The organism is Staphylococcus caeli (assembly GCF_051413795.1).
Taxonomy (GTDB): domain Bacteria; phylum Bacillota; class Bacilli; order Staphylococcales; family Staphylococcaceae; genus Staphylococcus; species Staphylococcus caeli_A.
The window spans coordinates 17837-43717 of record NZ_JBOIRQ010000011.1 but is presented as its reverse complement, the minus strand read 5'-3'; the positions used below and the strand labels follow the sequence as shown (position 1 = coordinate 43717).

Sequence of the window (25881 nt, the reverse complement as noted above, 5' to 3'; positions counted from 1 at the left end):
TTTAAATGACATCACTGCCACTTCTCATACCTCACTTCTTTAACTGCATATGTTGCATTTTAAACACTAAGATAGTGCCAACAATATACAATATACAATATGAATCCCAATACCAACATTATTAAATTAAAACTGTGGAATATATTTCCATAAATCTGTGCACCAATGCTATTAAAGCCCTGGTTCATGGTCAACAGAAATACGACTCCCATAAATGTTATTACTGAAAATGTACCTATAATTGATATGTATATTGTGGGTTTTGCCACCATTTCAAATATACGTGTATTACGTTGCGGAGTGTACACGACAAGCCACATTGCATTCAATGCAATCATTGCCAAACATCCAAATCCTAAAATAAATCCTTTGACACTCAACATGCATAAAATAATGCCACTTGCTAAGACAATCCACCAACTACGATTCATATCTCATATCCTGAGCATCATGGCCCACTTGTTTTTTATTTTGTTGAATCAATAAAATGCCACAAATTAACCAAGCAATAAAGGTAATCATGTTAAAACTTAATACTGCACCAATAATATAAATTATCCCACTTGCTTTTGGCGAAGTTTTCATTTTTTTCAAACCGACGATACCTAATATGTCTACAATAATTGCTCCAATAAAAAACGCACCAAACATAATCGCAAATGTTAATTGCGCTGTTGATTCATCTTGCACAGTCACTTCACCATTTACTGTTGTAGTTAAATCTGGGCTAAGTACCCCTGTCATCGTTAAAATCAATAATAATAATAAAATCAATGCTAAAAAGCTTTGTAATATAATCCCAATCAGCGATGTCACTTTAATCATTTTTCCCATTTAATCCCCTACTTATCTCTTATTTGAAAATCTTCCAAAAAGCTTCATTAAAGCAAAGTCGAACTATTTTATTTATCAAACTTATTATAATCATAATAATATATTGCCTGTCATATTTCTATGCTTTCTAACAATATTCTTCTATTTATTTGAATTAAACAATATATTTAATTACTTAGTTTATTGCTTTTCAGTGAATACACAAATAAAGTCAACGCATCATCTAATACGCTGACTTTATTATTCAAATCTATATACAGTTTAATTTCTTTGTAATAACTGGGACATTTCTTTAATTAAAGGATAGATAGATTTTCCTCTTTCGGTTAATGAATAACAAACTTTTTTTGGATAATCCTTCGTTTCTTCTCTTTTAACTATTTGTAAATCGATGAGTTCATTCAATTGTTCTGTCAGTATTTTCCTACTAATTCCTGAAATATCTCTGTGTAAGGAATTATAAAAATGCGATTCATCATTTAATGTATTTATGATAATCCCTTTCCATTTGCCACCTAGTAACCTTAGCGTTTGTTCTATAGGACATCCTCGCTGAATGATATAGTTACATGTTCCGTATTTAATATTACTTTTAATCGTCATTACTTCCTCCTTATGAAACGAGTTACTTATTTGTGCCTTCTTGTGACTCTGTTTTTAATCATCTACCCTTTATTTATAACACAAATTGAAAGGAAGCGATTGTATTGCAATTCACTCAGATTTCATCACATATTTACAAATTAAGTATCGAAATGACAGTAGGGGTGCCGATAATAATCAACACTTGGTATGTCGTTGAAAATAACGAAGTCTATATTATTGATACTGGTATGGCATCCTATGCTGATTTGCAAATTAAAGCAGCTCAATCTCTCGGTGAACCTAAAGCAATTTTTTTAACGCATGGACATTTAGATCATATAGACGGTGCACAAATCATTTCAGAAACATTAAACATACCTATATTTGCTCATGAAAATGAACTTCCCTTTATAAACGGTGAAGTGCCGTATCCAAATAAAAATAGCGTTGAAAAGACAAAAGTAAGTCAAAAAGTATTGCCTTTCGAACGCGCTGATACTGTACCCTTGGAATATTTTTTAACGCCTGGTCATGCACCTGGACACGTCGTATTTTTCCATAAGCAAGATGAAGTACTTATCTGTGGTGACTTGTTTATTTCAGATTCTAAACATTTACATCCACCAGTTTATCAATTCACCTATAACATGCTAGAAAATATTGATAGCGGTCAAATTATTGATGACATTTGTCCTTCCCTAATCACCACTTCACATGGCCATGATTTAAACTATTCAAAAGACATCTATTCCATTTATAACTTTAAATATAAGGAGCACTCCCAATGAAAATACAAATGTTTCAATTTGAAATTACGGAAGCCAATTTTGAACAAAACAAAGTAAAAATAAGTACCATGTTAGAAAAAAATTATACCGATGCAGATGTAATTGTCATTCCAGAAATGTGGAATAATGGTTATGCTTTACCTCAATTATCTCAAAAAGCTGATAATAACCTACAACAATCACTACCTTTTATCCAGGAATTGGCACAAAAATATAACACGCATATTATTGCTGGTTCTGTTTCAAATAAAAAAGCACAGGCTATTTACAATACTGCGTTTGCTGTATCTAATTATGCATCGCTCATCAATGTTACTGATAAAATTCATTTAGTACCTATGCTTGATGAACACCATTATCTTGAATCTGGTGAAAATGTCCCGAATACTTTTTATATAAATAATGTTAAATCATCACAAATTATTTGTTATGACTTAAGATATCCAGAAATTGCGCGTGCATCTGTCAGAGAAGGTGCAGAAATTCTATTTGTTGTCGCTCAATGGACGACAAAAAACTTACACCACTGGCGTACATTGTTGCAAGCACGCGCAATTGAAAACAACTGTTTTGTTGTTGCTTGTAATAGCATTGGACAAGTACACCACGCAAATCATAAAGGTAATACTTACGCTGGTCATTCAATGATCATCCATCCAAATGGTCAAATTCTCATTGAAGCTGATGCATCGGAAACGGTGTTAGAATTAGAAATTCAAACGGAAGATGTCGCTTCACAACGCACCGCCATACCTACTTTAGATGATCTCTACTAAGATCTTATGTTTTATAGAAATGCTTCAAAATAAAAAAGTCTATCTCCTAATAATAAGGAAATAGACTTTTAGCTCTAAACATGTACCTTCTAGTTCAATTTAATTTCTTTTTTACCGATGTCTTTTCTTTCATAATTTGATGGGTCTTTGGCTTGGACTGTAACAGGTGTTTTTGTATCTTTCAATTTATAGAATTGAACAGATTCAACTTCTCCATCTTTATTTATTTTATCAGTGCTAGTATCTTCATATTTTTCATATAGATCACTTTGATAGCCACCACCAGTTCTCAAATCTCTCTTTGTATCTTTAGAGTTTTGATAAACTTCAAATGCGTCATAGAATGCAGAATTAGCAGTAACTTCTTTATCGCTCTTATTTTTAACTTTAAATATTAATGCAATACTTGGTTTGTCATCCTCATCATATTCTGAAGCTTTAACAATTTTAGTATCTTTCAATTCAATATCGAAGTCTTTACTTTCAAGTTTGTCATTTTTAAATGTTGCATCTGACTTACTGGATTCATCTGATGAATCAGAGTCAACATCTACTGAATCAGTTTCTCCACTTTCATCTTTTGAAGCAGTATCTGATGATTCTTCGCTTTTATTTTCAGAATCCTTTTTAGAAGAATCATCTTTTGCAGCACACGCTGTCAATACAAGCAATGATGCAAATAATAAAGCTAGTAATTTTTTCATTTAAATATCCCCCTATATTATAATTAAATAAATATGTATACCTTAAAATAGTATATCACTATCTTTTTGAAATAGTAACTTGTTTTTTAGGAATATTTTCAAAAATTTAAATAGGTTTTGCATATATTTAACACTCATAAAATTTGACCTACTATAAGTAAATTAGCATGACATTTCAAAAATACAGTTCCCTACTTTGTTCGTTTAATATATAATTGTATACATAATTAATGTAGCTTTAAACAAATGGGGGGCTTTTATATGCAATTTAAGTTAAAAGAAGAGGAAATTATAGATTTTCTAGAATTGAATTTTCCTGAGGAACAGTTTGAAAAAGGGAGATTATTAGTAGGTCAAAACAAACAAAACGAGTTACATATTTTTTACTTAGGGGAAACGTTCAAAGCATGTGTCTTCACTAGCTTTAAGACTTTTGAACACCGCCTTGCAGAATCTATCACAGAGGGTGCCTTACAACGCATTACATTGAAAGACGGATTGCTATATAGAAAAATGTACATTGAATTTGTAGCAGATAATTTCAAATATGGCACTTCTAAATTATTATTATCTGATTTTCAAAACGATAACTATAATGCGTTTATTAATGGAGAAAAAGAACGCGTTATCTTTGAAAATGGTAAGTTCGTATAGCACACAATTTAACTACAACAACCAGCGTCGTTAGTATCTAATATTCTATAATACAAAAAGCAGAACCCTAAATTTGGATTCTGCTTGTCTCGTTTATCAACTATTATTGGAGCGCTTGATTAAAGGCTTCAACAGTTATTTCATTAGCATGCGTGTGTTGCGTTTTTAATGCTTTTTCAAAATTTGAATCTTGTTGATAAATTTCTTGCATATACAGTTTCAGTTTTTCAGAATCATTGGATTTATCAAATCGATGTTGCTGTGCAGTCACAGTGTGATTATGCGTAACATCTGTATAACTTAAAATCAATAAATCGTAATCAAAGGCTTTTCTCACTGCATTTTCAATTTCGTTGCCTTCATTAATATCTAAATATATGTCACATAATGCATATAGCGTTTCAATTGTTTCCTTATCAATTGCTGGGAACAATTTAACATTTTGATATTGTCCTAGATCTAACAGTTTTGATGACATCTCTGTAATCGCACCAATATAGAAATCAATATCTTCGTTTGCTTTCACGATGGCCTCAAGATTGATGATTTGATCAGAATTAGTCATAATCAGTGCCTGCTTTTGATGTTTATTTTCTTTTTTGTACTGATAAATGTAACCAGCAGAAGCGACTAAACGCTGACTATGTTCATCAAGCTGACCGTATATCGAATGAAATTCTTCTTTATCTGGAATAAGCACGCGTGTCTTACGATTCGTCCGTCCATTCAGAATAAGTTGCATGTTACCTGGAATTTCACCATTACTATGTTCTTGCCAGAATAATAAATCGCGCCCTGGCGAATCTAAATTGTAAGTCACTGAGAACGGCGTTGCTAGTGAATTAATAACAATTTCTGTTAAGTCTACTTCAATTTGTTTTAAATAGAATATTAAAAATGCAACTTGTGATTCAAATAGATATGTTCTGCCCTTCCAATCCAACACAATGGTTTGTGTTTTATAATTTTCATAAAACACTTCTTGTCCTTGTTGGTTCATATATTTTTTTAGAATCGGTTCGCCTTGGGCATCCAAAGTCATTTGTGCGAATTTGACACCGTGCTTTGTATAATAGTCGATAAAACGAACTGTGCCATGTTGATCAAGCCACTCTACATGATTTACTATTCTATTTTCATAGTGTTTTTTATAAAAAATTTTACCGCGAATGACGCCCATATCTAAAATTAGAGCCTGATCATTATTTCCTTCAATTTCCCAATATTGTGGAATTTCTACATCATTAAAAAATTTGGCGTTGGCGTTGTCATTTTCAACGTTATAACCAGCGAAAAATTTATATGGTGAATGAATCTCGTCTGGCAGGAAACCATCCTCATGAATGACAATCGTTTCGTTATCATGACCAGCTAGTTTCAAGGTTTGATGCAACTGTTCCGTCTTTTGATTATAATGTTCAAATAAATTAATCATGTAGCACCTCTTCTATCAGATTTTGCCATTTCTGCTCAATTTTTTGGGTTAAAAAGTCAGTTGCAATGTCATAAGAAGTGCGATGTGGATTTGCCATATTACTTTCAAAATAGGCAATGATATACTGTGCGATGCGTTCCACAATGTCATCAGTGCTATCTTCTTTCAACGAGATAGGTACTAGGTACCCATTTTCATTATGCTCAATAAATGTAGGATTACCATAATTGACATCAAAACCTATCATACTTAATCCAGAGCCAACTGCTTCCATAAGTGTCAACCCAAATCCTTCACTTGTTGATGCCGATACAAACAGCTCATACTGACTGTAAACTTCATCTAATTTCACATGACCTAAAAGTCGAATATAAGATTCAGCTTCATGTTGTTGGATTATATTTGAGATATTCTTTTTCTCTCCACCTTCACCGTAAATATCAAACGTAAGTTCCGGCACTGTTTGTTTCGCTTTAATGACTGCACGAACAAGCCAATCAATGTGTTTTTCGCTAGCAAGTCTTGAAGCCGTAATGATAGTGTATGGTTGTCGTCCACTTTGCGGCTGTTGTAATGACGCTAAGCTGCCAACTGGTATCGTGTAGATATTAGGTTGAAACCCTTTATATCTTTGAAATTGTGCACTCAAGATTTTATTTTGTAAGTCTGTTGCTGTGATAAAGAAATCAATATCTTTTGCATTTGAAAATTGATATTCATAATAATTATTCCATAAAATATGTGAGTCATTCATTATGTTATTACTGAAATGTTCCGCGTGCACAACAACGCCTATCTTACTTGGACCTTTATGCTGAAGTACAGCTTGTCCTATTTTTGTCGCTCGGTCTAAAATAATCATATCTTTCGATGTTAACTGTAATCGACGTATGAAATAGCCAACAAACTCTGCCTTGCTATATAACTTGGCATCATCAAATGCAAATGAACTCTCGTCTCCATCCACATATTCATTATATGCAATAGAACCATCCTCATTATAAAATTGTCGCATATAAATTTTTGCACGATTTTCAAAAGGTGCATAATACTCAGAAAATATGCGTACATAGCTATAAAAATCTTTTCTCACTAAGATACCATTAATAACAAACTCAGCACGATCGACATAGGATTCATCATGATTTTTTAAATAACACGTCACGAATGTTTGTTCGTTATTCAAAAACAATCTTACTTTCTTATCAATTTGCTCAGTACGAATGACAGTGTCACCCAATGTATTTTTCAAATCATCTATCGTAAAAGTTGTGGGTGCAATTTTAATATCTGTAAAATATTGATACAACCAAATAATCTCATTGTCATGAAAACCCATATTACTCGTAAGTGTTTGTATGTTCTCATTTTGTATAAAATCTAAATAGACAAATTTTATATTTTGATTCGACTGTCTTAACAACTTTGCACGGTACGCTTGAGCATACTCTACTCCACTACTTGCCCAACCAATTCCAAAATTTATATTATATATAGTCATGCATACTCACCTCATTTTATGGAAAATGTATAACTAAATCATCGTATTCATCATAGGTAATCATACTTTGACATAGATTTCTAATCATGTTGCGTTTAATTTTTATAATCATTTCATCATAAGCGTCCAACGCAACTTTATGATATTCAAAAATAGCATTTCGTTGACCATTTTGACGATTGCCTACACTTGCTTTCAACTGTTGCAAGTTGTCAACTTGGTCAATCCAACCACTATCCACAGCTTTCAATATTGCTTTGCGAACAAAGTTTACATAAAAGTAATCATTTTTAAGTTTTTGTTTGTTCTCTGCCATTTGTTCATGGAATTGATGCATCAAACTTTGTATTGCTGTTTCTTTACTTTGCGTTTGAATACTTGTCATTTTACCTTCAAATTTAAAACTAATATTATTATAAATATAATGCATCAGGCTTTCTTGTGTTAAACGTACCTCTTTGTTCAATGCATATTCAAATACATCTTGTGCCAATCTATCTAAATTGAAATCATCACTTTGAATCATTTCCAAGATTCTGTCGCGTTCTGCGTATACAAGTTCCCTTTGTATACTAATACTTTTTTCATATTCATTTGCCATTTCGCGCATTCTAACACCTTGCTCTTCTGAAACACGTTGCGCTTTATTAACACTGTGCTTTACTCTGTGTTGAAAGACGCGGCTATTTTCAAGACTGTCTGAATCATAACGGTTGAGTCTGAAGTTATGTTTAAGTTTAGCATCTCCCCATCTTTGAACAAGGTAATCATCTAATGAAATATAGATTTGAGAGCTCCCAGGGTCACCTTGACGCCCTGCTCTTCCACGCAATTGCCTATCTACACGGCTATTTTCCATATGTTCACTAATTATTACAGCAAGCCCCCCAAATCATGAACGCCTTTGTCCAACTTAATATCAGTTCCTCGACCTGCCATACTCGTCGCAACGGTAACTGCTGATAAATAGCCCGCTTCTGCAATCATTTGAGCTTCTTTCGCAACATTTTGTGCAATGAGTAAATTGTTGGGGATATCCATTTGAAAGAGTGCTGCTGAAAATGCTTCTGCTGCTTCTGCAGTACGTGTGATCAAAAGTACTGGACGTTGTTCATTGTGGTAGGCAACGACTGCATCTAAAATAGCACTATTTTTATCTTCTATATTGATAAAAACTTTATCTTCATAGTCCTTACGTTGAACAACTTTATCTGTTGGGATTTGAACGACAATTTTTGAGTACAATTCAAAAAATTCTTGTTCTCCTAATTTACCAGTTGCTGTCATTCCTGAAAAATTATCAAATTGCTTAAACAAATTTTGGAAAGTAATCGTAGCCATGACACTTAAATCTTTGGAAATTTCTACATCTTCCTTAGCTTCTACCGCTTGATGTAATCCGGCTTGCATTTTCGTGCCTGGTAGCATTCGTCCTGTGATACGATCAATTAGTATGATTTCACCATTCTGAATAAAATAATCTAAATTTATATCAAATAAATATTGTGCACGTATGGCCAAGTTGATATTGCGTACTAAATCAAAATAAGGCGCATCATAAATATTCGATACGTTGAAATATTTATTTGCCGCTTGTATTCCTTTATCTGTTAACCAAACTTCTTTCTTAGATTTATTAAGTTTAAAATCTTGCTCATCCATTGTTTCGACAAAACGTTTAACGATATGAAACAAGTTAGATTGTACTCTTGGTGCCCCAGAAATAACTAATGGCGTTTGGGCTGCATCTAATATAATGGAATCCACTTCATCTATAATTGCAAAATTTAAATTGGGTAAAAATTTATTTTCTAGATTATCTGCTAAGTTATCAATCAAATAATCAAAACCAAGTCTACCATTCGTTGTATAAATAATATCATGCTCAAATATTGCTCGCTTTTCACCTGGTCCATATTCATAATCCACAATATCAACAAAACCTAATGAGGAAGATAAACCTAGCCATTCGTAAAGTGGTTGCATTTCTAAAAAGTCTCTCTTTGCAAGATAATCGTTTGTAGTGATTAGATAAGCACCTTTCCCCGTTAAAGCATTCAAATAAAGTGGCATGGTTGCTGTCAATGTCTTACCTTCACCGGTCTGCATCTCAGCTATATTGCCTTGATGAAGCACAATAGCCCCCATCACTTGTACATCTTTAGGATACATACCTAAAACACGGCGACTTGCTTCTCTTACTACAGCATACGCTTCTGGCAATAATTGATCTAAAGTCATCTTACCTTCTGACAACATCACTTTGAACGACTCCGTCTTAGCTTGTAGCTCTATATCGCTACATAACTGAAATTGTTCGCTATAAACATTTACTTTCTTAAGTACTCGTTGGACTTTATTTAATCGAATACGATTGACTGTCGAATTAATTTTTTGTTTCATGACTAACCTCACTATTAATAAGACTGCGTTCTAAATATTTTAAGTAACGTGCATGGTTGAGTATATTTCTGAAAATATTCAATTCATCACTTTGCGTTTCATGATTGAAATATATATAAGGTGTGTGGCCATTTATATTGCTTGCATTATTTAATTCAGTCTTTAAGTATTGTGCCAATTGTAAATCTCTATGTGACGTTATATAGACTTTACTTTGAACAATCCGATTTAGCGCTTTCGCTAATTCGTTTGATTGAGCGCCATACCCTATAAGCCTAATCTGTTTGTTTGTATTTTGCTTTTTTAAATAGTCTATTAAAATTTGTAAATTGCTATGAAGACTTTCTGTATTCCAATTGCGTACGACTATAACATTTTGAATATGTTGAATAGCTTGATTCGATAAAGGTAGTACTTCGTCCGTTGATGGTTCTTCAATTACTAAATTTAATACATTTAACAAAATGTTTGTATTTTTCAAATCACTTATTTCAATATCTGTGTGATTTGCTTTTAATACCTGATCATCTTCTATACTAATTTTTTTGAATTTCAAGTGCGTCGCTGCTGCGTTAATCATCTGAATTTTATATGCATAGGCATCTTTAGGATAAGCAACACTTTCCCGTTTTTGCTTGATAATTTGATGACGAATCACTGTTCCATTTTTACGATAAAAAATAATTTTAAAGTAAATGGCTGCTTCAGGCGTCACATCGTAATCAAAATTGAATTGATAATCTTGACCCTTTTCTAAGATTGGTAACTGAGGCGTTGTTTTATCACTATCATAGGTACTTAACATTTTCCATTCTTGAATTATAATTCCTGAAGGCATCAATACATTTTCAAAAATTGTTTCTCTAGGTTTAAATTTTATTTTTGTACCATATAAAAATGTAGATTTATCTGTGTGATTCCATCTTATTGTGAATTGTTTATTTACTTTCATTTTTAACTCTCCCAAATCTACTTTCTAAAATAATATGATAAAAATTTACAAACCAACTTGTAATCGTTGGTGAGTCATCATTGTGTCGCCCTGGTACTGCACGACTCATAACTCTAGCTTGTTGACTGCTCAATAAGGGTAACAATTCTGCAAATGCCTTTGTATCATAGTCATCATGTTTCATGTACGCAATAGCAAATGTCGTATCTGTCAATGTCGCTTGTTGCATGACATCCCAAAATTTCCTATTCAATTTATTAATATCACTCTGAGTTAAATCGCCTTCATTTTTCATCAAAACATCTAATGCCGTACCGAAGTCTTCCGGGCGCTTCAATGTCATATTATCTGCGACTGTACCCACGTTAATTAACGGTTTCCCTATCACAACGCCTGCTGGGTTCAAACGTGCACCATAATAAAGTGCGCCAAAAGATCCCATAGATAAACCTGATAGAATTAAATCCTGTGACTCAAAGCCTAACCATGCTAACTTTTCCTGAATAATATTTTGAATCTCATTTTCATATGCTTCAGACCCCAGATAAAATGCGCCACCTTCAATTCTTGGATCACTGATTAATAAAAACGGTGCATCGAGACCATTCATCATAAAGTATCCTTCAAATCCTTCTTGAGAACGGTAACCACTAAAATACACATTCAGTGGTGGTTTCATATCACCTGGATTGAAATAGTGGAAAAACTCTTCTCTATTTTCATCAACGAAACGCTTTCCACCTAAAATAAATTGACCCAATTCTTTACGTGACCATCGTTTATGAATCGCACCAATATATAATTTCCCTTCACCACTTGCCTTTACAGAAACGCTCACATACGCTGCCTTAGGTCTCGCTTTAATTTCTATAGGATATTGTAATGCTTGCTCATCAACAATATGTTCTTCAATTACGGTATCAACGGTACCACTTTGAATGACTCTGAATATATATTCAACTTTAACAGTGCCTTCCGTCTTAAATTCCGGCCAAATTTGAGTACCTTTCTCTTTGTCACAAACCACGGTATTTCTCCATGAAGCGACAGGAGTGTTAATTTCTCCAAAATCACCAGACAACACTAAATATTTATTACCAATATATTCCATTTCCCCTCTAAAATTGGGATTAACGGTACAATATTTTGGATATATCTTATCTCCATATTGACCTGAAAATGTAATAGCCTGTAACTTTTCTTCAAGCACAGTCTGTGATTCATATGACAACGGTCTTATGAAATTATTCCTTGCAATTAATGACTGTTCAAAATCCGTTCCCCAGTAATATTCGTCAATATACGTGTTATATGGTGTAGTCACTAAATTCAAAACTTCTAGTAACGCATGAGAATACGGTGTTTGAACAAAAACAAAATCAAATTTACCGTTCATTTCTAATACATCTTTAACACTTTGTAAATAGTCTTGATTACTTTGAAATAGCGACGCATCTAAATAATCCCATACTACTTGTTGCTTATGCTCAACGACATATTCTAAGTCAGTTCCACCTATCTGTAATACATTAAATTGTCGCGCCATTATAAATCACCTTCTATAAAATGGTTTAAACGTTCAATAATTTTCTCAGAGGCAAAGGCTTCAACTAATTTTATAGAATAAGCATAAGCATAGTTCCAATTTTTTAAATGCCCTAAAAAATAATCTAAAGCCGGAAGAACGCTGTTAATATCTGAAATAACTAATCCATTCACTTTATCTTTCACGTAGTCTGTGTGTCTTATATTAATTTGTGGAATACATGCACTGATGCTACTAATTTGTAAAAATAAATTGGGTTCTTGATTCAAATCAATAATTATTCGTAATTTCGAAACTGTTTCAATGATGTCTGTTTCAAATGGTACATGTTCGAGTTCCATTACAGTAATATATTCCTCTTCTTCAGCTAATAAAGCTGCGATACCATCCTCAGTTTCACCAATAGTGTTACGACTATCATTAATCTCTTTAATTTGTTCTTTCAACCATGCTGGGATATCTTTGGCTTCTTTTTGACTTAATAAAATGATTCTCATATCAGCATTCTGACCTATATAAGTAATCATCTGGTTTAATAATATCTGTAGTGATTCATCTGTCAAACCGTCTATCCACATTCCGATATAAGTTTCATATAGTTGACTACTAATATTTGGAAGGACTTGAGCATTAAATGGTGTGATACGCATTATTTTGGAGGTAAGATCCTGTTGTACTTTATATTTTTCTAGCATCTGCTTACTATCTACTAAGTCAACTAACCAATAATCACTATTTTTAATTGATGAAAGTTGCATTTCTGACATTGGATAATTCCTATTTTTAAAGATTGAAAAACATATTTTGAATGACTCCAGTGTAGTAGATAAAAAGTTATTATGGCGCTCATCAGCTGCAATAATAACTGAATTCACACCTTTTTTTTCGGTTACATATGTTTCTAATTTTTCTTGTATTAATAAATCCATTCGCTCATAACTCGGCGCATTAAATTCTTGCAAATACGACTCTGTAACCGTGACTTTACCAGTCTTAATATTTTCAGTCAGAATACAATCCCCATTAATTGTCATATATTCTTGTTTAACAGATTGTCCATTAGAATCAAAGTAACGAATTGCAGATAAAAAACCTCTATCGTCTAATATATAACGCTTCGTACGCACCTTCTGTTCAAATACTTCAATCCAAACTATATAACCATCTTGGTTAAAATAAACATTCGAATATTCATGTTTATTCGTGATACATTGTACAAGATACGGTGTATACACAAACTCGGTGCCTTCTGGCCAATTTAATGCTTTAAAATCAATAGGTTTTGGTGTTTGATGTTGAAACCCTTGTATATCATCAAATAAAGACCAATAATTTATTTCAAATAAATCGTGTCTGTGAAGAAATGTTCTTAAATCTGGTTGATAATTCAATACTAAGGTTTGAAAGTTCACATGGTTCTGATGATGCATATTCATCAAACTAATCATTTCATCAAATTCAGAAACTTTACGCTGATGATAAAACGGTACAGACTGATTTCGCCACCATGTCTCTTTGTCATACCACGCTGGAATAAAATATTTCATAAATAGCTCCTCACCAATACTTGTTCAAAAATCTCTTATATTTATCAAAATATAAATACGTTTTAATCGTTTCTGCAATATTAATACTAATATACACTAAAACTATCAACTGTATTGCAAAGTAAATTTGTTGTGCTAATTGTGGCACAAACAATGTACTATACAATGGTACTGCAATAATGCACGCGACAACAATTGATCCAATCCAACATATTTTTCGTGCTTTCTGATTTAAAAATCTCTCAGTTTCTTCACCTGGTTGAATCCCTACAAAATAATTACCGGACCGTAGAAAGTCTTTCGCTTTGTTTTTAGTGTTTAATATGAATCTAGATAACAAGTAACCTAATATAATTTGTAAAAACATATAAAGTGTGATACCCGTTGCATTATTAAAAGTAAGTAACTGCATGGGTGATTTGTCGTGATCCATAAACATAGCTAATACCAGATTAATTACATTATTAAGTATGATAAATACAGATACACTTATCATGATTGAAATACTACCTGCTGGGTTTACTTTCCATGCAAGGTATTTTTTTATTTCCTGATTTTCAAAATTCATAATATCTCGATAATTCATTCGATATTCAATGAGTTCCATCAATAGCAAAACAAATAACGCTATAACAATAGCCACAATAATAAAACTTAAGATGATAGTACTTGTATGTAGCGCTGCTAGTTTTTGTTGAAATAATGATTTCACAATACTCATTAATACAATTGGCATTGGTCCTGCTATGCCATACCTTATATTCTGATCTGCCATCCAAACCAATAACATCGTTCCTGTCACTATGACTAAAAGTAATATAAATATATTTTCCGAATGAATTTTATCTTTTATAACATATTCATGAATTACAAAGTATCCCTGGATAATACTAAGAACTAACGTTAATATTTTTTCTTTATAATGTTTTTCCTTACGTGTTTGTCTAGATGCCTTATCCATGTTTCTATACGCCAACAAACTAAAAAATATTAAGGCAGTCAGCCACGGCCCTAGCCCTAACGAGAAAATATTCAGTGTATGAATGTCTCCTCCCATATTTGAAACTGCTATTTTGTAAAATGAATCATCATGTTTCTGTACCCCATTTTCTGCAACCAATGAGATATTACTTCCTAATATATATATAAATAAAATCAAACAAGTGAATAACAGTCTTTTATAAAGTACTTTATACTCATTTTGCTTAAAAATATGTTTTGTAAATTTATTTTTCACAATACACCTCTTTTTTGAATCATTATATCAAAAAGGCTAAGGATATTATCATTTTATAGCCATAAATTATATGGACTTTAAAATGATTTATCTCTTAGCCTCTTTTTTAACTGAAAATCTTAATTAAGATTTTTCTTTGTTGTCTTTTCGATTCTTTTTAGATTTTCTAACTAATCCAAGACCTGCAAGCATTGCTAATACTGCACCAATCAATCCTGATTGATTATCATAAGACTGGCCTGTTTCTGGTAATGCTTCAGTTTGCTTCGCATGATGACTTGCTTCAGATCCTCTATTAATTTGTGAATCTGTTGATTGCCCCACAGTTGTCTCAGAAGTGCTTAATGATGTTAACTCACTAGCAAAATGACTATTTGATGTTGAAGTATTATCACTTCCACTATTTGACTCTGAGTGTATCACTGATGTACTCATTGATGTCGACGCACTATCTGATCCTGACACTGATGTACTCATTGATGTCGACGCACTGTCTGAATCACTTACTGATGTACTTAATGATGTCGACGCACTGTCTGAATCACTCACTGACGTACTCAATGATGTTGAGGCGCTATCTGAATCACTCACTGATGTACTCAACGATGTTGAGGCACTATCTGAGTCACTCACTGACGTACTTAATGATGTCGACGCACTGTCTGAATCACTCACCGACGTACTCAACGACGTTGACGCACTGTCTGAATCACTCACTGACGTACTCAACGACGTTGACGCACTGTCTGAATCACTCACTGACGTACTTAATGATGTCGACGCACTGTCCGAATCACTTACTGATGTACTCAACGATGTTGAGGCACTATCTGAGTCACTCACTGACGTGCTCAATGATGTTGAGGCACTGTCTGATCCTGACACTGATGTACTTAATGATGTCGACGCACTGTCTGAATCACTCACTGATGTACTCAACGATGTTGACGCACTGTCTGAATCACTCACTGATGTACTTAATGATGTCGATGCACTATCTGAATCACTCACTGACGTACTCAATGACGTCGATGCACTATCTGAGTCACTTACTGACGTACTCAACGACGTTGAGGCGCTGTCTGAATCACTTACTGATGTACTTAGTGACGTTGACTCGCTGTCTGAATCGCTTACTGACGTGCTTAGTGATGTCGACGCACTATCTGATCCTGACACTGACGTACTTAATGACGTTGACTCGCTGTCTGAATCACTTACTGATGTACTTAATGATGTCGATGCACTATCTGAATCCGACACTGACGTACTCAATGACGTCGATGCACTATCTGAATCCGACACTGACGTACTCAATGATGTTGATGCACTATCTGAGTCACTCACTGATGTACTTAATGATGTTGAGGCACTTGCTGAATTACTTAACGATGTACTTGTTGACGTTGATGTACTCGCCGAATTACTTAACGATGTACTTGTTGACGTTGATGTACTCGCCGAATTACTTAACGATGTACTCGTTGACGTTGATGTACTCGCCGAATTACTTAACGATGTACTTGTTGACGTTGATGTACTCGCCGAATTACTTAACGATGTACTTGTTGACGTTGATGTACTCGCTACTTTTGATAATGAGGTGCTCGTTGATGTACTTGCACTTGCTACTGTTGATGTACTCAACGATACAGATGCAACTGGGTCCAAACCTGTTATAGTATTTTTAAAATAATTCGTAGTACCAGATGTTAATCCAGAATATGGCGTGAATGTCCAAGTTGTATCACCGCTACTATTAACTGGGACTGTAAATACGGTTGTTAGTCCATAACCCATTTTTGCATAGTATCCATTCATCCCTACATCTGCAGACCATGAGTATCCACCATTATTGGCAGTAACCGGTACACTGTTATTTGCCGGAATTTGTGTTATAAAGTTACCATTTGTATCTGTTACACCCATCTTCGCAGTTGTAGTTGGTGCACTTAAACCATTACCAATTTTAATCATTGGTGCCCTACTTGTTGATGTATTATAAATTGATACACTATTTGAATAGTTTGTAGGCGCTGTTTCTATTGTTGAAGTATTAGGGTTATCATAAGTGATAGTATAGGTAAATGTAATATTTTTACCATCACTCGTTGCTACTAACTTGTAATAAATTGGAATGTTATAGGTTGTATCTATACCAGAACCAGTATATGTGCTAGTCTGAGTTGTTGTAGCTGCTGCAGCTAACATGTTTGTACTAACTAGCCTTAAACTTCTAAATTTAACAGGAGCTGTACTAGTAGAATCAGATGTGGACATGCTTATAGAATTAGATCCTAAGTCTTTTTCTGATGTACTTAAACTTGTTGTTTCTTTACCTGTACTACTTTCTTTTATAGTTTCAGAATTTGAACTTGTACTTTTTTCAGATGTTGTTTTGTCAGAAGTTGAGATACTACTATTTTCTGATGTTAATTTTTGGCTACTACTATTGTTTATTGACTCTGAATCTGATTTTATGTTGTTACTCTCAGTAGAAGTTGATTTTTCACTTGTGTTACTCTCAGAATTTCCAGCTTCACTTTGTGTATTTCCAGAGTTAGCAGATGTACTTTCACTATTAGCCTTTTCTGAAGAACTACTTGTACTTCCACTATCAGTTTTCTCTGATGTCGAGATGACGCTTTCACTATTTGTTGACTCCGATGATGTTTCAGAATTCACTGACGTTGAATCCTCAGTTTCAGATTGGCTTATCGTTGTCGAATTTTGGTTACCAACAGTTCCACTTAGAGAACTTATTTCTGAAATTACTGGCAATTCCGAAGCTGCCATTGCTTGTTGGTCATGTAACATTGCTATAGTAAAGGTTCCAGTGAGCACACTTGCTGTTTGAATCGATCTTTTCTTTTTGACAGAATTCAAGTTTCTCGCTTCATCTTCAGTTTCGACACTTTCCTTATTGAATACATGCATTCCTATAACGCCTAGTAATTTAATCTCTTTTATTCCCGCTTTAATCCAGTTCTTTCCAGATTTATACATTTTGACACGTGCTGTTTCTTGATTCAAGCTACTTTTAAAATCTCTTTCCCTTTTCGACATCATTTTCCTCTTTTCATTTTTTTCAAAAATAAAATAATACAACAAAATAAAAATTGCACTCTTAATTTCAATTTATCATTAGATTATGCGACATTGAAAAAACTTTTACAATAATTAAACGCATTTTTATGTAAATATTAATAAATATTTCACTCTCATGTAATGAAAAAGTAATATAGCTTACCATTTAGATGTGCTTTATCTTTTTTATCTAAACTAATGTAACAACTGATAAAGTAGCGATTCTACACTACTTAAACAACTTACAACTCCCTTTATTTCATAAAAAAAGACAAGTGATATCACATCACTCATCCTTAAAACTTAAAGCATATTTGATGATAATCTAAATCAAATCTATTAATATTGTAAATTAAATTATCATAATTGCATTCAATTGTATAGTTTTTTTTTAAAATAATTACATACTAAAAATTTAAATTATTAAATTAAGCTCAACCTCTATTAATCACCCAGCCATATGGATCTGCTAACTGACTCCAATCTGCATCAATTTCATTATGCTTCAACAGACATGTGTCAAGTTCACGTTCAATCTTTTCTGTATCTATATCTGTACCAATAATTACAAACTGCGTATTTCGATTTCCATATTCAATGTCCCACGATTCTGCAACATCTGTTCGCTCTTGAAGAATCTATCGTTGTTGTTTTTGTGGCATTGCAGCAACCCAATAAGTCACTGGGCTAATGTTACACGAGGAACCTGCTTGAGATAACAGACATGCAACGCGATTGTATTGCGCGAGCCACACAATTCCTTTAGAACGAACAATATTTCTCGGGGTATTTTCTAGCCATGTATGGAAGCGTTCTGTGTGAAATGGCAACCTTCTTGAATATACGAATGAATCAATATCATATTTTTCAGTTTCTGGTGTGTGATGTGCATGACCACCTTCTGTTAACTCTTTAATCCATCCCGCAGCAGTAACTAAATCTGTTTTATTCAATATTAAAACATCACAGAATTCAACTTGGTCAATCAATAAATCTGCAATTGAACGTTCATCTGCGTTATCTACACCTTGGTCACGATCATTTAATAAATCTTCCGAATTGATATCATGAGTAAAGCGATGCGCATCGACAACTGTCACCATCGTGTCTAATTGACAGATAGATGTTAAATCAATCCCTAGTTCGTCATCAATATAAGAAAAAGTCTGCGCTAATGGTACAGGTTCTGAAATACCAGTAGATTCAATCACAATATTATCAATATTGCCTTTTCGCACTAACTGTTCAACTTCTTTCAATAAATCCTCTCTCAACGTGCAACAAATACAGCCATTTGATAATTCTACAAGCTTCTCGTCAGTTCTTGATATACCGCCATCATCAGCTATTAAATCTTTATCAATATTCACTTCACTCATATCATTAACAATAACTGCAATTTTTCGATTATCTCTATTTTTTTAAATGTGATTAAGTAATGTTGTCTTGCCCGCCCCTAGATAACCACTTAGTACTGTAACTGGAATTTTATGCATTGAAATAGCTCTTATTTACAAATCGTAATTATTACGTTTTGTAATTTAGCCTTAATTACTTAAGATGTCAACTAGGGAATCTGTACATTTCTATTTTAATATCATCACTTTTTTAACAAACAAACTCATAAATATCATACAAATTGCCAAACAACCACAGATAACGTACATCCAGGTAAATCCAAGCCAGTCCGAAATCGGTCCCATCACCGTGCCTCCTAGTGAAATACCTAAATCTGCACAGGCAATAAATAGACCGAGTAACATATTTCTACCATTTTTAGGTAACGTAAAACTTAAATACGCAGTTAATGTAGGATAGACGAGTGCTTGTGTCATTCCAATCATTATAGCTGCACCGTAAAAGAGTAGTATGGGCAAGTGTGGCCCTGCAGCAACTATATAGGATGCCACTGCGAGTAAAGATAATACAATAATCATAAATTTTGAGTGCCACTGCCCATCAGAAGGTATACATTTTCTCAAATAAAATCGTGCAACGACAACCGCAATTGCTTGAATTGTTAAAAATAGACCTGCATTAGCAAAACTACCTTGAATGGTATATAGAGGGATAAATACACTTACTGCACCAAACACCATCGATGCACCTATCATTATCGTTCCACAAACCAATAATTCTCGATTTTTGAAAAATTGTGTAAAAACCGTAATTCCATTAAAAGGTGGGGGTTCAACATCAGTTGTATCCTCTGAATTTGGTGTATTTCGCGTAATTCGATAACCGAAAAATGTAGTAGACAGTGCAATCACTATCATTATAATCGCAAATATACTGATATGATTCATTTGCCAAATACCTACTGCAATAAATGGCCCAATCAAATTAGGTATCGTAGAAAATAGAGAATATAATGAAACTCCCTCAGCGCGTTGTTCTTCAGGTAACGCGTTGATAATACCTATTTGCAATGACATAGAAAAGAATGCCGTACAAACTCCTTGCATCACACGTGCAATGAAATAGCCTTCTAAACCAGTGAAACCATAAATAATTAAAGCAATCGCATTAATCACTAATATCAGTCTAAGTACTTGAAGTGCACCCACTTTAGCAATAATTTGCCCTGCCCATGGACGAAATAGCATTGCAGTCAGCATATATGCACCCATAACGATACCGATAACAGTGTTCGTTGCCCCAAGATCATGACCTCTAAGTGGAATAAACACATTTAGAATGGCATTGGCACTGAAGAACATTAACGTCAATACATATAACCTTAAAAATTGCCACGACAGTGCCGTTTTGACAAGAGGTTTTTGTACGTTGTCCACTTTATCACCTGTTCCTTTCCTAACTTTCTTGTTCAAATGGTTCAACTCCTTCTTCTTAAAGTGATAATTGTTTGTCTAACAGTGCCCGTGTATATGTATTTTCTGTTCTGTATAATTCATGTGGTGTCATTTGTGCTTCAATCGTGCCATTTTTAAAAATAATTAGGTCGTCGCAAATATAGGTCGCAACCTGTATATCGTGTGTGATAAAAATAAAACTAAGTGCTCGGGTCTCGCGCAGTCTTATGAGTAAATCTAGAATCTGTGTCTGAATTGACATATCTAATGAACTAATTGCTTCATCTAAAACAATATATTGGGGATTTAAAGCAATTGCACGTGCAATTGCCACGCGTTGTGCTTCACCCCCAGACAACATATGTGTATATTTGTCTAAATATATTTCGGATAACCCAACTTCTTGTAATAGCTGTATACTTGTTTCTTTAATACTTCCCCTAGACACCTCTCCACTAAAAGTCAAAACTTCATAAAGTAATTTTTGTACTGTGTGAAATGGGTGTAATGACGAAATGTAGTCCTGAAACACTGCACTTATTTTATTTTCTCGAGCATTTCGTCGATGAATAGGTGTACCGTCTAATGTAATGCTTCCCTTATCTGGCTTCTCAATACCCAGTATCATACGCGCCAAGGTTGATTTCCCGCTACCACTCTCACCAATGATTCCAAGTGTTGTGTTAGATGGACAATCAAAATAAACATCATGAATAATCTGTTTCCTTTGTGAACCGAAGAAATGTGTGCGTTTATAACTTTTATATATCACAGATACTTCAAGCATGATTCTCACCTCTCATAATCGTCTTAAAATGGTGATTAATTTTTTGCTTTGTCGATAATAGATACTTTGTATAATCATGTTGTGGGTTAAATAACACCGCTTCTTTTGGGCCCGACTCTACACATACGCCCGCTTTCATCACCATGATTTTGTCCGCAACCTTATTAATGACTGCTAAATCATGCGAAATAAAGATAATCGCACAATCAATTTGTTTTTTTATATCTGAAAATGCCTCAAGCACATCATATTGCGTAATCGTATCTAGTGCTGTCGTCGGTTCATCAGCAATAATAAGTTTTGGCTTTAGCGCTAATGCGAGCACAATCATCAGTCTCTGTAACATACCGCCAGACAGCATATGAGGATAAGACTGCAGGATTTGTTCAGGGTCCTTCAATTTCATAAAATGCATATATTTAATAAGCACCGCTTCAATACTTTTTTTAGAAAGGTCTGTATGCATGACCATCGTTTCAAACATTTGCTTACCTACTTTTGAAGATGGATCAAATGCACGACTACCTTGTTGCATAATCATTGCAATATCACCACCACGACGCTGACGCAACAATTGATTAGGTAATTTCAATAAATCTACATCATCAAAATAAATATTTCCTTCAACCTGTAAACGCGGGTCATTTAACCCCATCAGTGCTCGACATGTAATTGTCTTACCACTGCCACTTTCACCAATTATGCCTAGTGTTTCTCCTTTTTCTAGTTGGAAATGAATGTCATATACCAGTTGTTGGTGTGTTTGTATATCCGTAATATTCAATTGTTTTACTGTTAATAAACTCATGATGTCATCACACCCTTTTTCGTTGGATTCACACTTTTCTTCGATTCAATACGCGGATCAAGCGCAACTTGTAGCGCATCTGATAAGAAGTTGAAAGACATGACTATAATGACAATCGCAATGCCTGGTGCAAACATCATTTCTGGATGCGTAAACATGACTTTTCGAGCTTCATTAAGCATCATGCCCCATTCAGCTGTAGGTGCCTTCACTCCTAATCCTAAAAATGAAAACCCTGATATTTGTAGAATCATTGAACACATTGAACTGCTCGCAATGATAGCAATGTCTGCTAAAGTTAAAGGTAATATGTGCTTTCTGATAATGCTTGAGTCTTTCATACCAATGACCTTGGTAAATTTAACGTGATCAGCAGCAGTATATTGCATCACACTTGTTCGAATTACCCGACAGAACCATGCCCAACGTGTCAGTATAAATGCAAGCATAATATTTTCAGCACCTGCCCCTAACAATGCGATAAGCGCAAGTGCTACAACATAGCTAGGAAAAGCTAGCATGATATCGCAAAGATGCATAATGACAACATCAACATAACCTTTTATATAACCCGACATGAAACCTAATGTTGCACCTATACTTACCGATGCAAACAAAGCTACAAATACATACAATAAACTCGGTCGAATTGCATAAATCAAACGCGTTAAAATATCTCTACCTAAATGATCTGTACCTAATAAATGTTGTAAACTCACATTTGCATACTTATTGGACACATTAATACTGTTAGGGTGATAAGGCGTTATTATTGGTGCCGCAATACCTAACACAATATATAGCGCTATAATTACAATTGCCACCACTGCCATTTTGTTATTTATTAAACGTTTCATCATTATTCATGCACCTCCCTCAACCTAGGATTGAGCCATGCATTAATGACATCAGCTAATGTATTAAAGACGATAAATAATACAGCTACAATGAGTACATATGCTTGAATTACTGGAAAATCTTGTTCAAGAATTGCTTTTAAACTGAGTTGACCTAGCCCAGGCCATGCAAAAATATACTCAATCACGACCATGCCAGCCATAATCATTGGTATAGACATGCAGAATATGGATACTGCAACTTGTAACGCATTCCTCAAGACATGCCACATCACCGTTGATGACTTTACGCCACATGCTTTTAAATACAAAACATAGTCCTTGTTGAGTTGTTCAACCATGGAACTTCTCACATTTCTAAAATAAATCCCAGCATAGGATAACGTTACTACGGTTACTGGTAAAATATAACTTTCTACACCATTTAACCCAGACGTTGGTAACAAATTCAGCTTGACTGAAAAGTAAATAATGAACATCGATGCCACCCAATACGAAGGTAACGCTGTCAGGAAGAAAGCCAGTGAACGTATAATACGGTCGGGTAGTCTACCCGCTGTATAAGCACTCACCACTCCTAAAGTAATCGATGTGATGATAATCGCTGTACTCGCAACAACTGTAAGTTTAAGTGTATTGAAAAATGCAGGCGCAATCCTTCCCGCAACAGAGTCTCCTGTGATATAACTTGTTCCAAAATCAAGGTGAACGGCTTGTACGAGCCATTGCCAATACTGAATTAACAACGGTTGATCAAAACCATATTGTGCATTAACATCATCGATAAGTTGTGACGTTATATTCGGTGCACCTTGCGCATGTAGAATTGCCACAGCCGGATTTTCATTCGTAAGATACGTGAGTCCAAATGTGATAAAGCTGACCGCTAATAACAGTGGAAACATAAACAGAACTCGCTTTAATATAAATTTGAACATTATTATGAAATCGCTCCTTATTTATATTGCATTTCATTGAATGGTAATTCATATTGTGATTGCGTAAATGTCACACCGCTCAAGTCTTTCGGCGCTACAACTGTCATACGGCCATGAGAAATCGGTATAAAGATACTTTCATCATCTAATTCTTTCAAAATATTTTTGTAAGCATTTGAGCGTTCCTGCTGATCTTGAATTTTAAAGGCTTCATCAATGTTGTTATACAATGCTTTTTTGTTTTCTATACCTGATGTTGCACTTGCATAGCCATTTTTAGACTTAAATGCTGCCATTGTACTTTGTGGATCATACAATAATCCCCATGTTTGGTTGAACATTAAATCGTAATCTCCTGAACTACGGCGCTCAGCCACTTTTTCAGATGTTTCTCCATTAATATTTAACGTTACACCTAATTTTTTAAATGCTTCCTGTAAAAACTCAGCTTGTTCTTTCTGACTTGCAGACGCTTTATCATAATACATTGTGAGCGTTAAATCCTTGCCATCTTTTTGGCGTACACCCGCTTTATCAGACATTTTCCAACCTGCTTGATCTAATAATGTTGCTGCTTTCTTCGTATTAAATTTTCTTGTTGGTAAATCAAAGTCAACATCTGTTACATTTTTTGAAAATAACTGAGTTGCCGGTTTTTCCTGATTATCTAAAATGTCTTTAGCAATCTTATCGAGATCGACCATGTGACCAATTGCTTGTCGTACCGATTTATCACTTACAGCACTGTCTTTTTTACCAGAATTCGCGACAATCATTTTTGTGTTCATTGGCTGACTACGTAATGTTCTATAGTCACCACTTTCCTTTAGTTGTTTTAAAGCATCTTTATCTAAACTATCCGTACCTCTATCGTCCGTAAATGCGAAGTTTGCTTCGCCTTTTTTCATCGCTAGAAATGATGTCTCACCTGCTGGCATAACTTTAGCGATAACTTTGTTTAGTTTAGCTTTCTCGCCCCAATACTTATCATTTTTCACAAATTCAGCTGACTCATCTTTTTTATGTTCACCCGATTTAAATGGTCCAGTCCCGTCAAAACCTTTTACGCCGTCTTTTGTCGTATTATTCTTAAAATCTTTAGGCGAAACAAACACATATGGTCGTGGCATTGCTAATTCGGCTAAAGCAGGTTGATATGCTTCTGTTAAATTGAGTTCTACCGTGTGCTTATCCTTCACTTTCACATTATCAATTAATGTCGAAATTTTAAGCCATGAATGCAAATCTTTATTTTGTTGCACTGCATCGATATTTTGTTTTACTGCATTAGCATCAAAAGGTGTGCCATCATGGAATTTAACATCGTCACGCAAATGGAATGTATATGTTTTCCCGTCATTCGTAACATCCCATTTTTTGGCTAATAATGGTTTAATACCGTCCTTTGTATTTTTAACGAGTGGCTCATAAATCATACTTTCTGCAGACATTGAACCACCATATACGTGCGGGTTCATATCACCAATATCTTTCACAGTCGTGTATGTTAATTGCTTTTTATCCCTTTGTTCTTCTGCGCCGTTATTACCACATCCCGCTAAAATTAAGCCAGATGCGATAACAATTGCGCTCATTTTTGAAATTTTGTTCATATCGTTACCTCTTTCT

The 25881-nt window shown here is 34.3% G+C and carries 19 protein-coding genes and 4 pseudogenes; 3 read left to right on the top strand and 20 right to left on the bottom strand.

The window, feature by feature from the left end; translation table 11 throughout:
• Positions 1-59: 59 nt before the first annotated feature.
• The 3 genes from ACSULM_RS07350 to ACSULM_RS07340 form a co-directional block, all read right to left on the bottom strand.
• The gene (locus ACSULM_RS07350) at positions 60-431 is read right to left on the bottom strand and encodes a DUF5084 family protein (RefSeq protein WP_436861732.1); all 372 of its coding nucleotides are present in this window, start codon (positions 429-431) and stop codon (positions 60-62) included.
• The gene (locus ACSULM_RS07345) at positions 421-834 is read right to left on the bottom strand and encodes a DUF4064 domain-containing protein (RefSeq protein WP_436861729.1); all 414 of its coding nucleotides are present in this window, start codon (positions 832-834) and stop codon (positions 421-423) included. The genes ACSULM_RS07350 and ACSULM_RS07345 overlap by 11 nt, the downstream gene beginning before the upstream one ends.
• A gap of 261 nt (positions 835-1095) precedes the next feature.
• The gene (locus ACSULM_RS07340) at positions 1096-1437 is read right to left on the bottom strand and encodes a winged helix-turn-helix transcriptional regulator (RefSeq protein WP_436861728.1); all 342 of its coding nucleotides are present in this window, start codon (positions 1435-1437) and stop codon (positions 1096-1098) included.
• 104 nt (positions 1438-1541) lie between these two features.
• On the opposite strand from ACSULM_RS07340, the gene ACSULM_RS07335 reads away from it, so the two are divergent.
• Both ACSULM_RS07335 and ACSULM_RS07330 read left to right on the top strand, forming a co-directional pair.
• Positions 1542-2207, top strand: coding sequence for an MBL fold metallo-hydrolase (locus ACSULM_RS07335; protein WP_436861725.1), 666 nt, complete (start codon positions 1542-1544; stop codon positions 2205-2207).
• Positions 2204-2983, top strand: coding sequence for a carbon-nitrogen family hydrolase (locus tag ACSULM_RS07330; RefSeq protein ID WP_436861722.1), 780 nt, complete (start codon positions 2204-2206; stop codon positions 2981-2983). The genes ACSULM_RS07335 and ACSULM_RS07330 overlap by 4 nt, the downstream gene beginning before the upstream one ends.
• An 89-nt stretch (positions 2984-3072) precedes the next feature.
• On the opposite strand, the gene ACSULM_RS07325 is transcribed toward ACSULM_RS07330, so the two are convergent.
• Positions 3073-3687 (bottom strand): DUF5067 domain-containing protein, encoded by a 615-nt coding sequence (locus tag ACSULM_RS07325; RefSeq protein WP_436861721.1) that lies wholly within the window; start codon positions 3685-3687, stop codon positions 3073-3075.
• A 261-nt stretch (positions 3688-3948) separates the two neighbouring features.
• On the opposite strand from ACSULM_RS07325, the gene ACSULM_RS07320 reads away from it, so the two are divergent.
• Positions 3949-4341, top strand: a complete 393-nt coding sequence (locus ACSULM_RS07320; protein ID WP_436861719.1) for a hypothetical protein — start codon at positions 3949-3951, stop codon at positions 4339-4341.
• Between the two features lie 103 nt (positions 4342-4444).
• Here the strand turns inward: ACSULM_RS07320 and gtfB are convergent, their stop codons facing one another.
• The 16 genes and pseudogenes from gtfB to cntA form a co-directional block, all read right to left on the bottom strand.
• On the bottom strand, positions 4445-5776 hold the full coding sequence (gene gtfB, locus ACSULM_RS07315) for an accessory Sec system glycosylation chaperone GtfB (protein ID WP_436861718.1): 1332 nt from the start codon (positions 5774-5776) through the stop codon (positions 4445-4447).
• Complete coding sequence (gene gtfA, locus ACSULM_RS07310) at positions 5769-7277, bottom strand: accessory Sec system glycosyltransferase GtfA (protein WP_436861716.1); 1509 nt, start codon at positions 7275-7277, stop codon at positions 5769-5771. Before gtfA ends, gtfB begins: the two co-directional genes overlap by 8 nt.
• A gap of 16 nt (positions 7278-7293) precedes the next feature.
• Positions 7294-9680, bottom strand: a pseudogene (gene secA2 / locus ACSULM_RS07305) (accessory Sec system translocase SecA2).
• Positions 9664-10632 (bottom strand): accessory Sec system protein Asp3, encoded by a 969-nt coding sequence (gene asp3, locus ACSULM_RS07300; RefSeq protein WP_436861715.1) that lies wholly within the window; start codon positions 10630-10632, stop codon positions 9664-9666. Before asp3 ends, secA2 begins: the two are co-directional and overlap by 17 nt.
• Entirely contained in the window at positions 10619-12178 is a 1560-nt protein-coding gene (asp2, locus tag ACSULM_RS07295; RefSeq protein ID WP_436861714.1) for an accessory Sec system protein Asp2, read from the bottom strand. Before asp2 ends, asp3 begins: the two co-directional genes overlap by 14 nt.
• Complete coding sequence (asp1, locus tag ACSULM_RS07290) at positions 12178-13725, bottom strand: accessory Sec system protein Asp1 (RefSeq protein ID WP_436861712.1); 1548 nt, start codon at positions 13723-13725, stop codon at positions 12178-12180. The genes asp2 and asp1 overlap by 1 nt, the downstream gene beginning before the upstream one ends.
• A 10-nt stretch (positions 13726-13735) precedes the next feature.
• Complete coding sequence (secY2, locus tag ACSULM_RS07285) at positions 13736-14938, bottom strand: accessory Sec system protein translocase subunit SecY2 (protein ID WP_436861811.1); 1203 nt, start codon at positions 14936-14938, stop codon at positions 13736-13738.
• 147 nt (positions 14939-15085) lie between these two features.
• A pseudogene (locus ACSULM_RS07280) lies at positions 15086-16618 on the bottom strand (LPXTG cell wall anchor domain-containing protein); the annotation flags it as partial.
• Between the two features lie 1290 nt (positions 16619-17908).
• Positions 17909-18028 (bottom strand): annotated as a pseudogene (locus ACSULM_RS07275) (KxYKxGKxW signal peptide domain-containing protein); the annotation flags it as partial.
• Positions 18029-18483: 455 nt separating this feature from the next.
• Positions 18484-19545, bottom strand: a pseudogene (locus ACSULM_RS07270) (GTP-binding protein).
• A 90-nt stretch (positions 19546-19635) separates the two neighbouring features.
• Positions 19636-20880 carry a staphylopine family metallophore export MFS transporter CntE gene (gene cntE, locus ACSULM_RS07265; RefSeq protein ID WP_436861710.1) on the bottom strand — a complete coding sequence of 415 codons (1245 nt, stop codon included), beginning with the start codon at positions 20878-20880 and terminating at the stop codon, positions 19636-19638.
• A 19-nt stretch (positions 20881-20899) separates the two neighbouring features.
• On the bottom strand, positions 20900-21649 hold the full coding sequence (locus ACSULM_RS07260) for an ABC transporter ATP-binding protein (protein ID WP_436861708.1): 750 nt from the start codon (positions 21647-21649) through the stop codon (positions 20900-20902).
• Positions 21642-22457 carry a staphylopine uptake ABC transporter ATP-binding protein CntD gene (cntD, locus tag ACSULM_RS07255; protein ID WP_436861706.1) on the bottom strand — a complete coding sequence of 272 codons (816 nt, stop codon included), beginning with the start codon at positions 22455-22457 and terminating at the stop codon, positions 21642-21644. Before cntD ends, ACSULM_RS07260 begins: the two co-directional genes overlap by 8 nt.
• A complete protein-coding gene (gene cntC / locus ACSULM_RS07250) occupies positions 22454-23317 on the bottom strand; it encodes a staphylopine uptake ABC transporter permease subunit CntC (protein ID WP_436861704.1) in 864 nt (287 codons plus the stop codon). Before cntC ends, cntD begins: the two co-directional genes overlap by 4 nt.
• Positions 23317-24252: a nickel/cobalt ABC transporter permease gene (gene opp1B / locus ACSULM_RS07245; RefSeq protein ID WP_436861703.1), complete on the bottom strand. Its 936-nt coding sequence runs from the start codon at positions 24250-24252 to the stop codon at positions 23317-23319. Before opp1B ends, cntC begins: the two co-directional genes overlap by 1 nt.
• Positions 24253-24269: 17 nt before the next feature.
• A complete protein-coding gene (gene cntA / locus ACSULM_RS07240) occupies positions 24270-25865 on the bottom strand; it encodes a staphylopine-dependent metal ABC transporter substrate-binding lipoprotein (RefSeq protein ID WP_436861701.1) in 1596 nt (531 codons plus the stop codon).
• Positions 25866-25881: the final 16 nt, after the last annotated feature.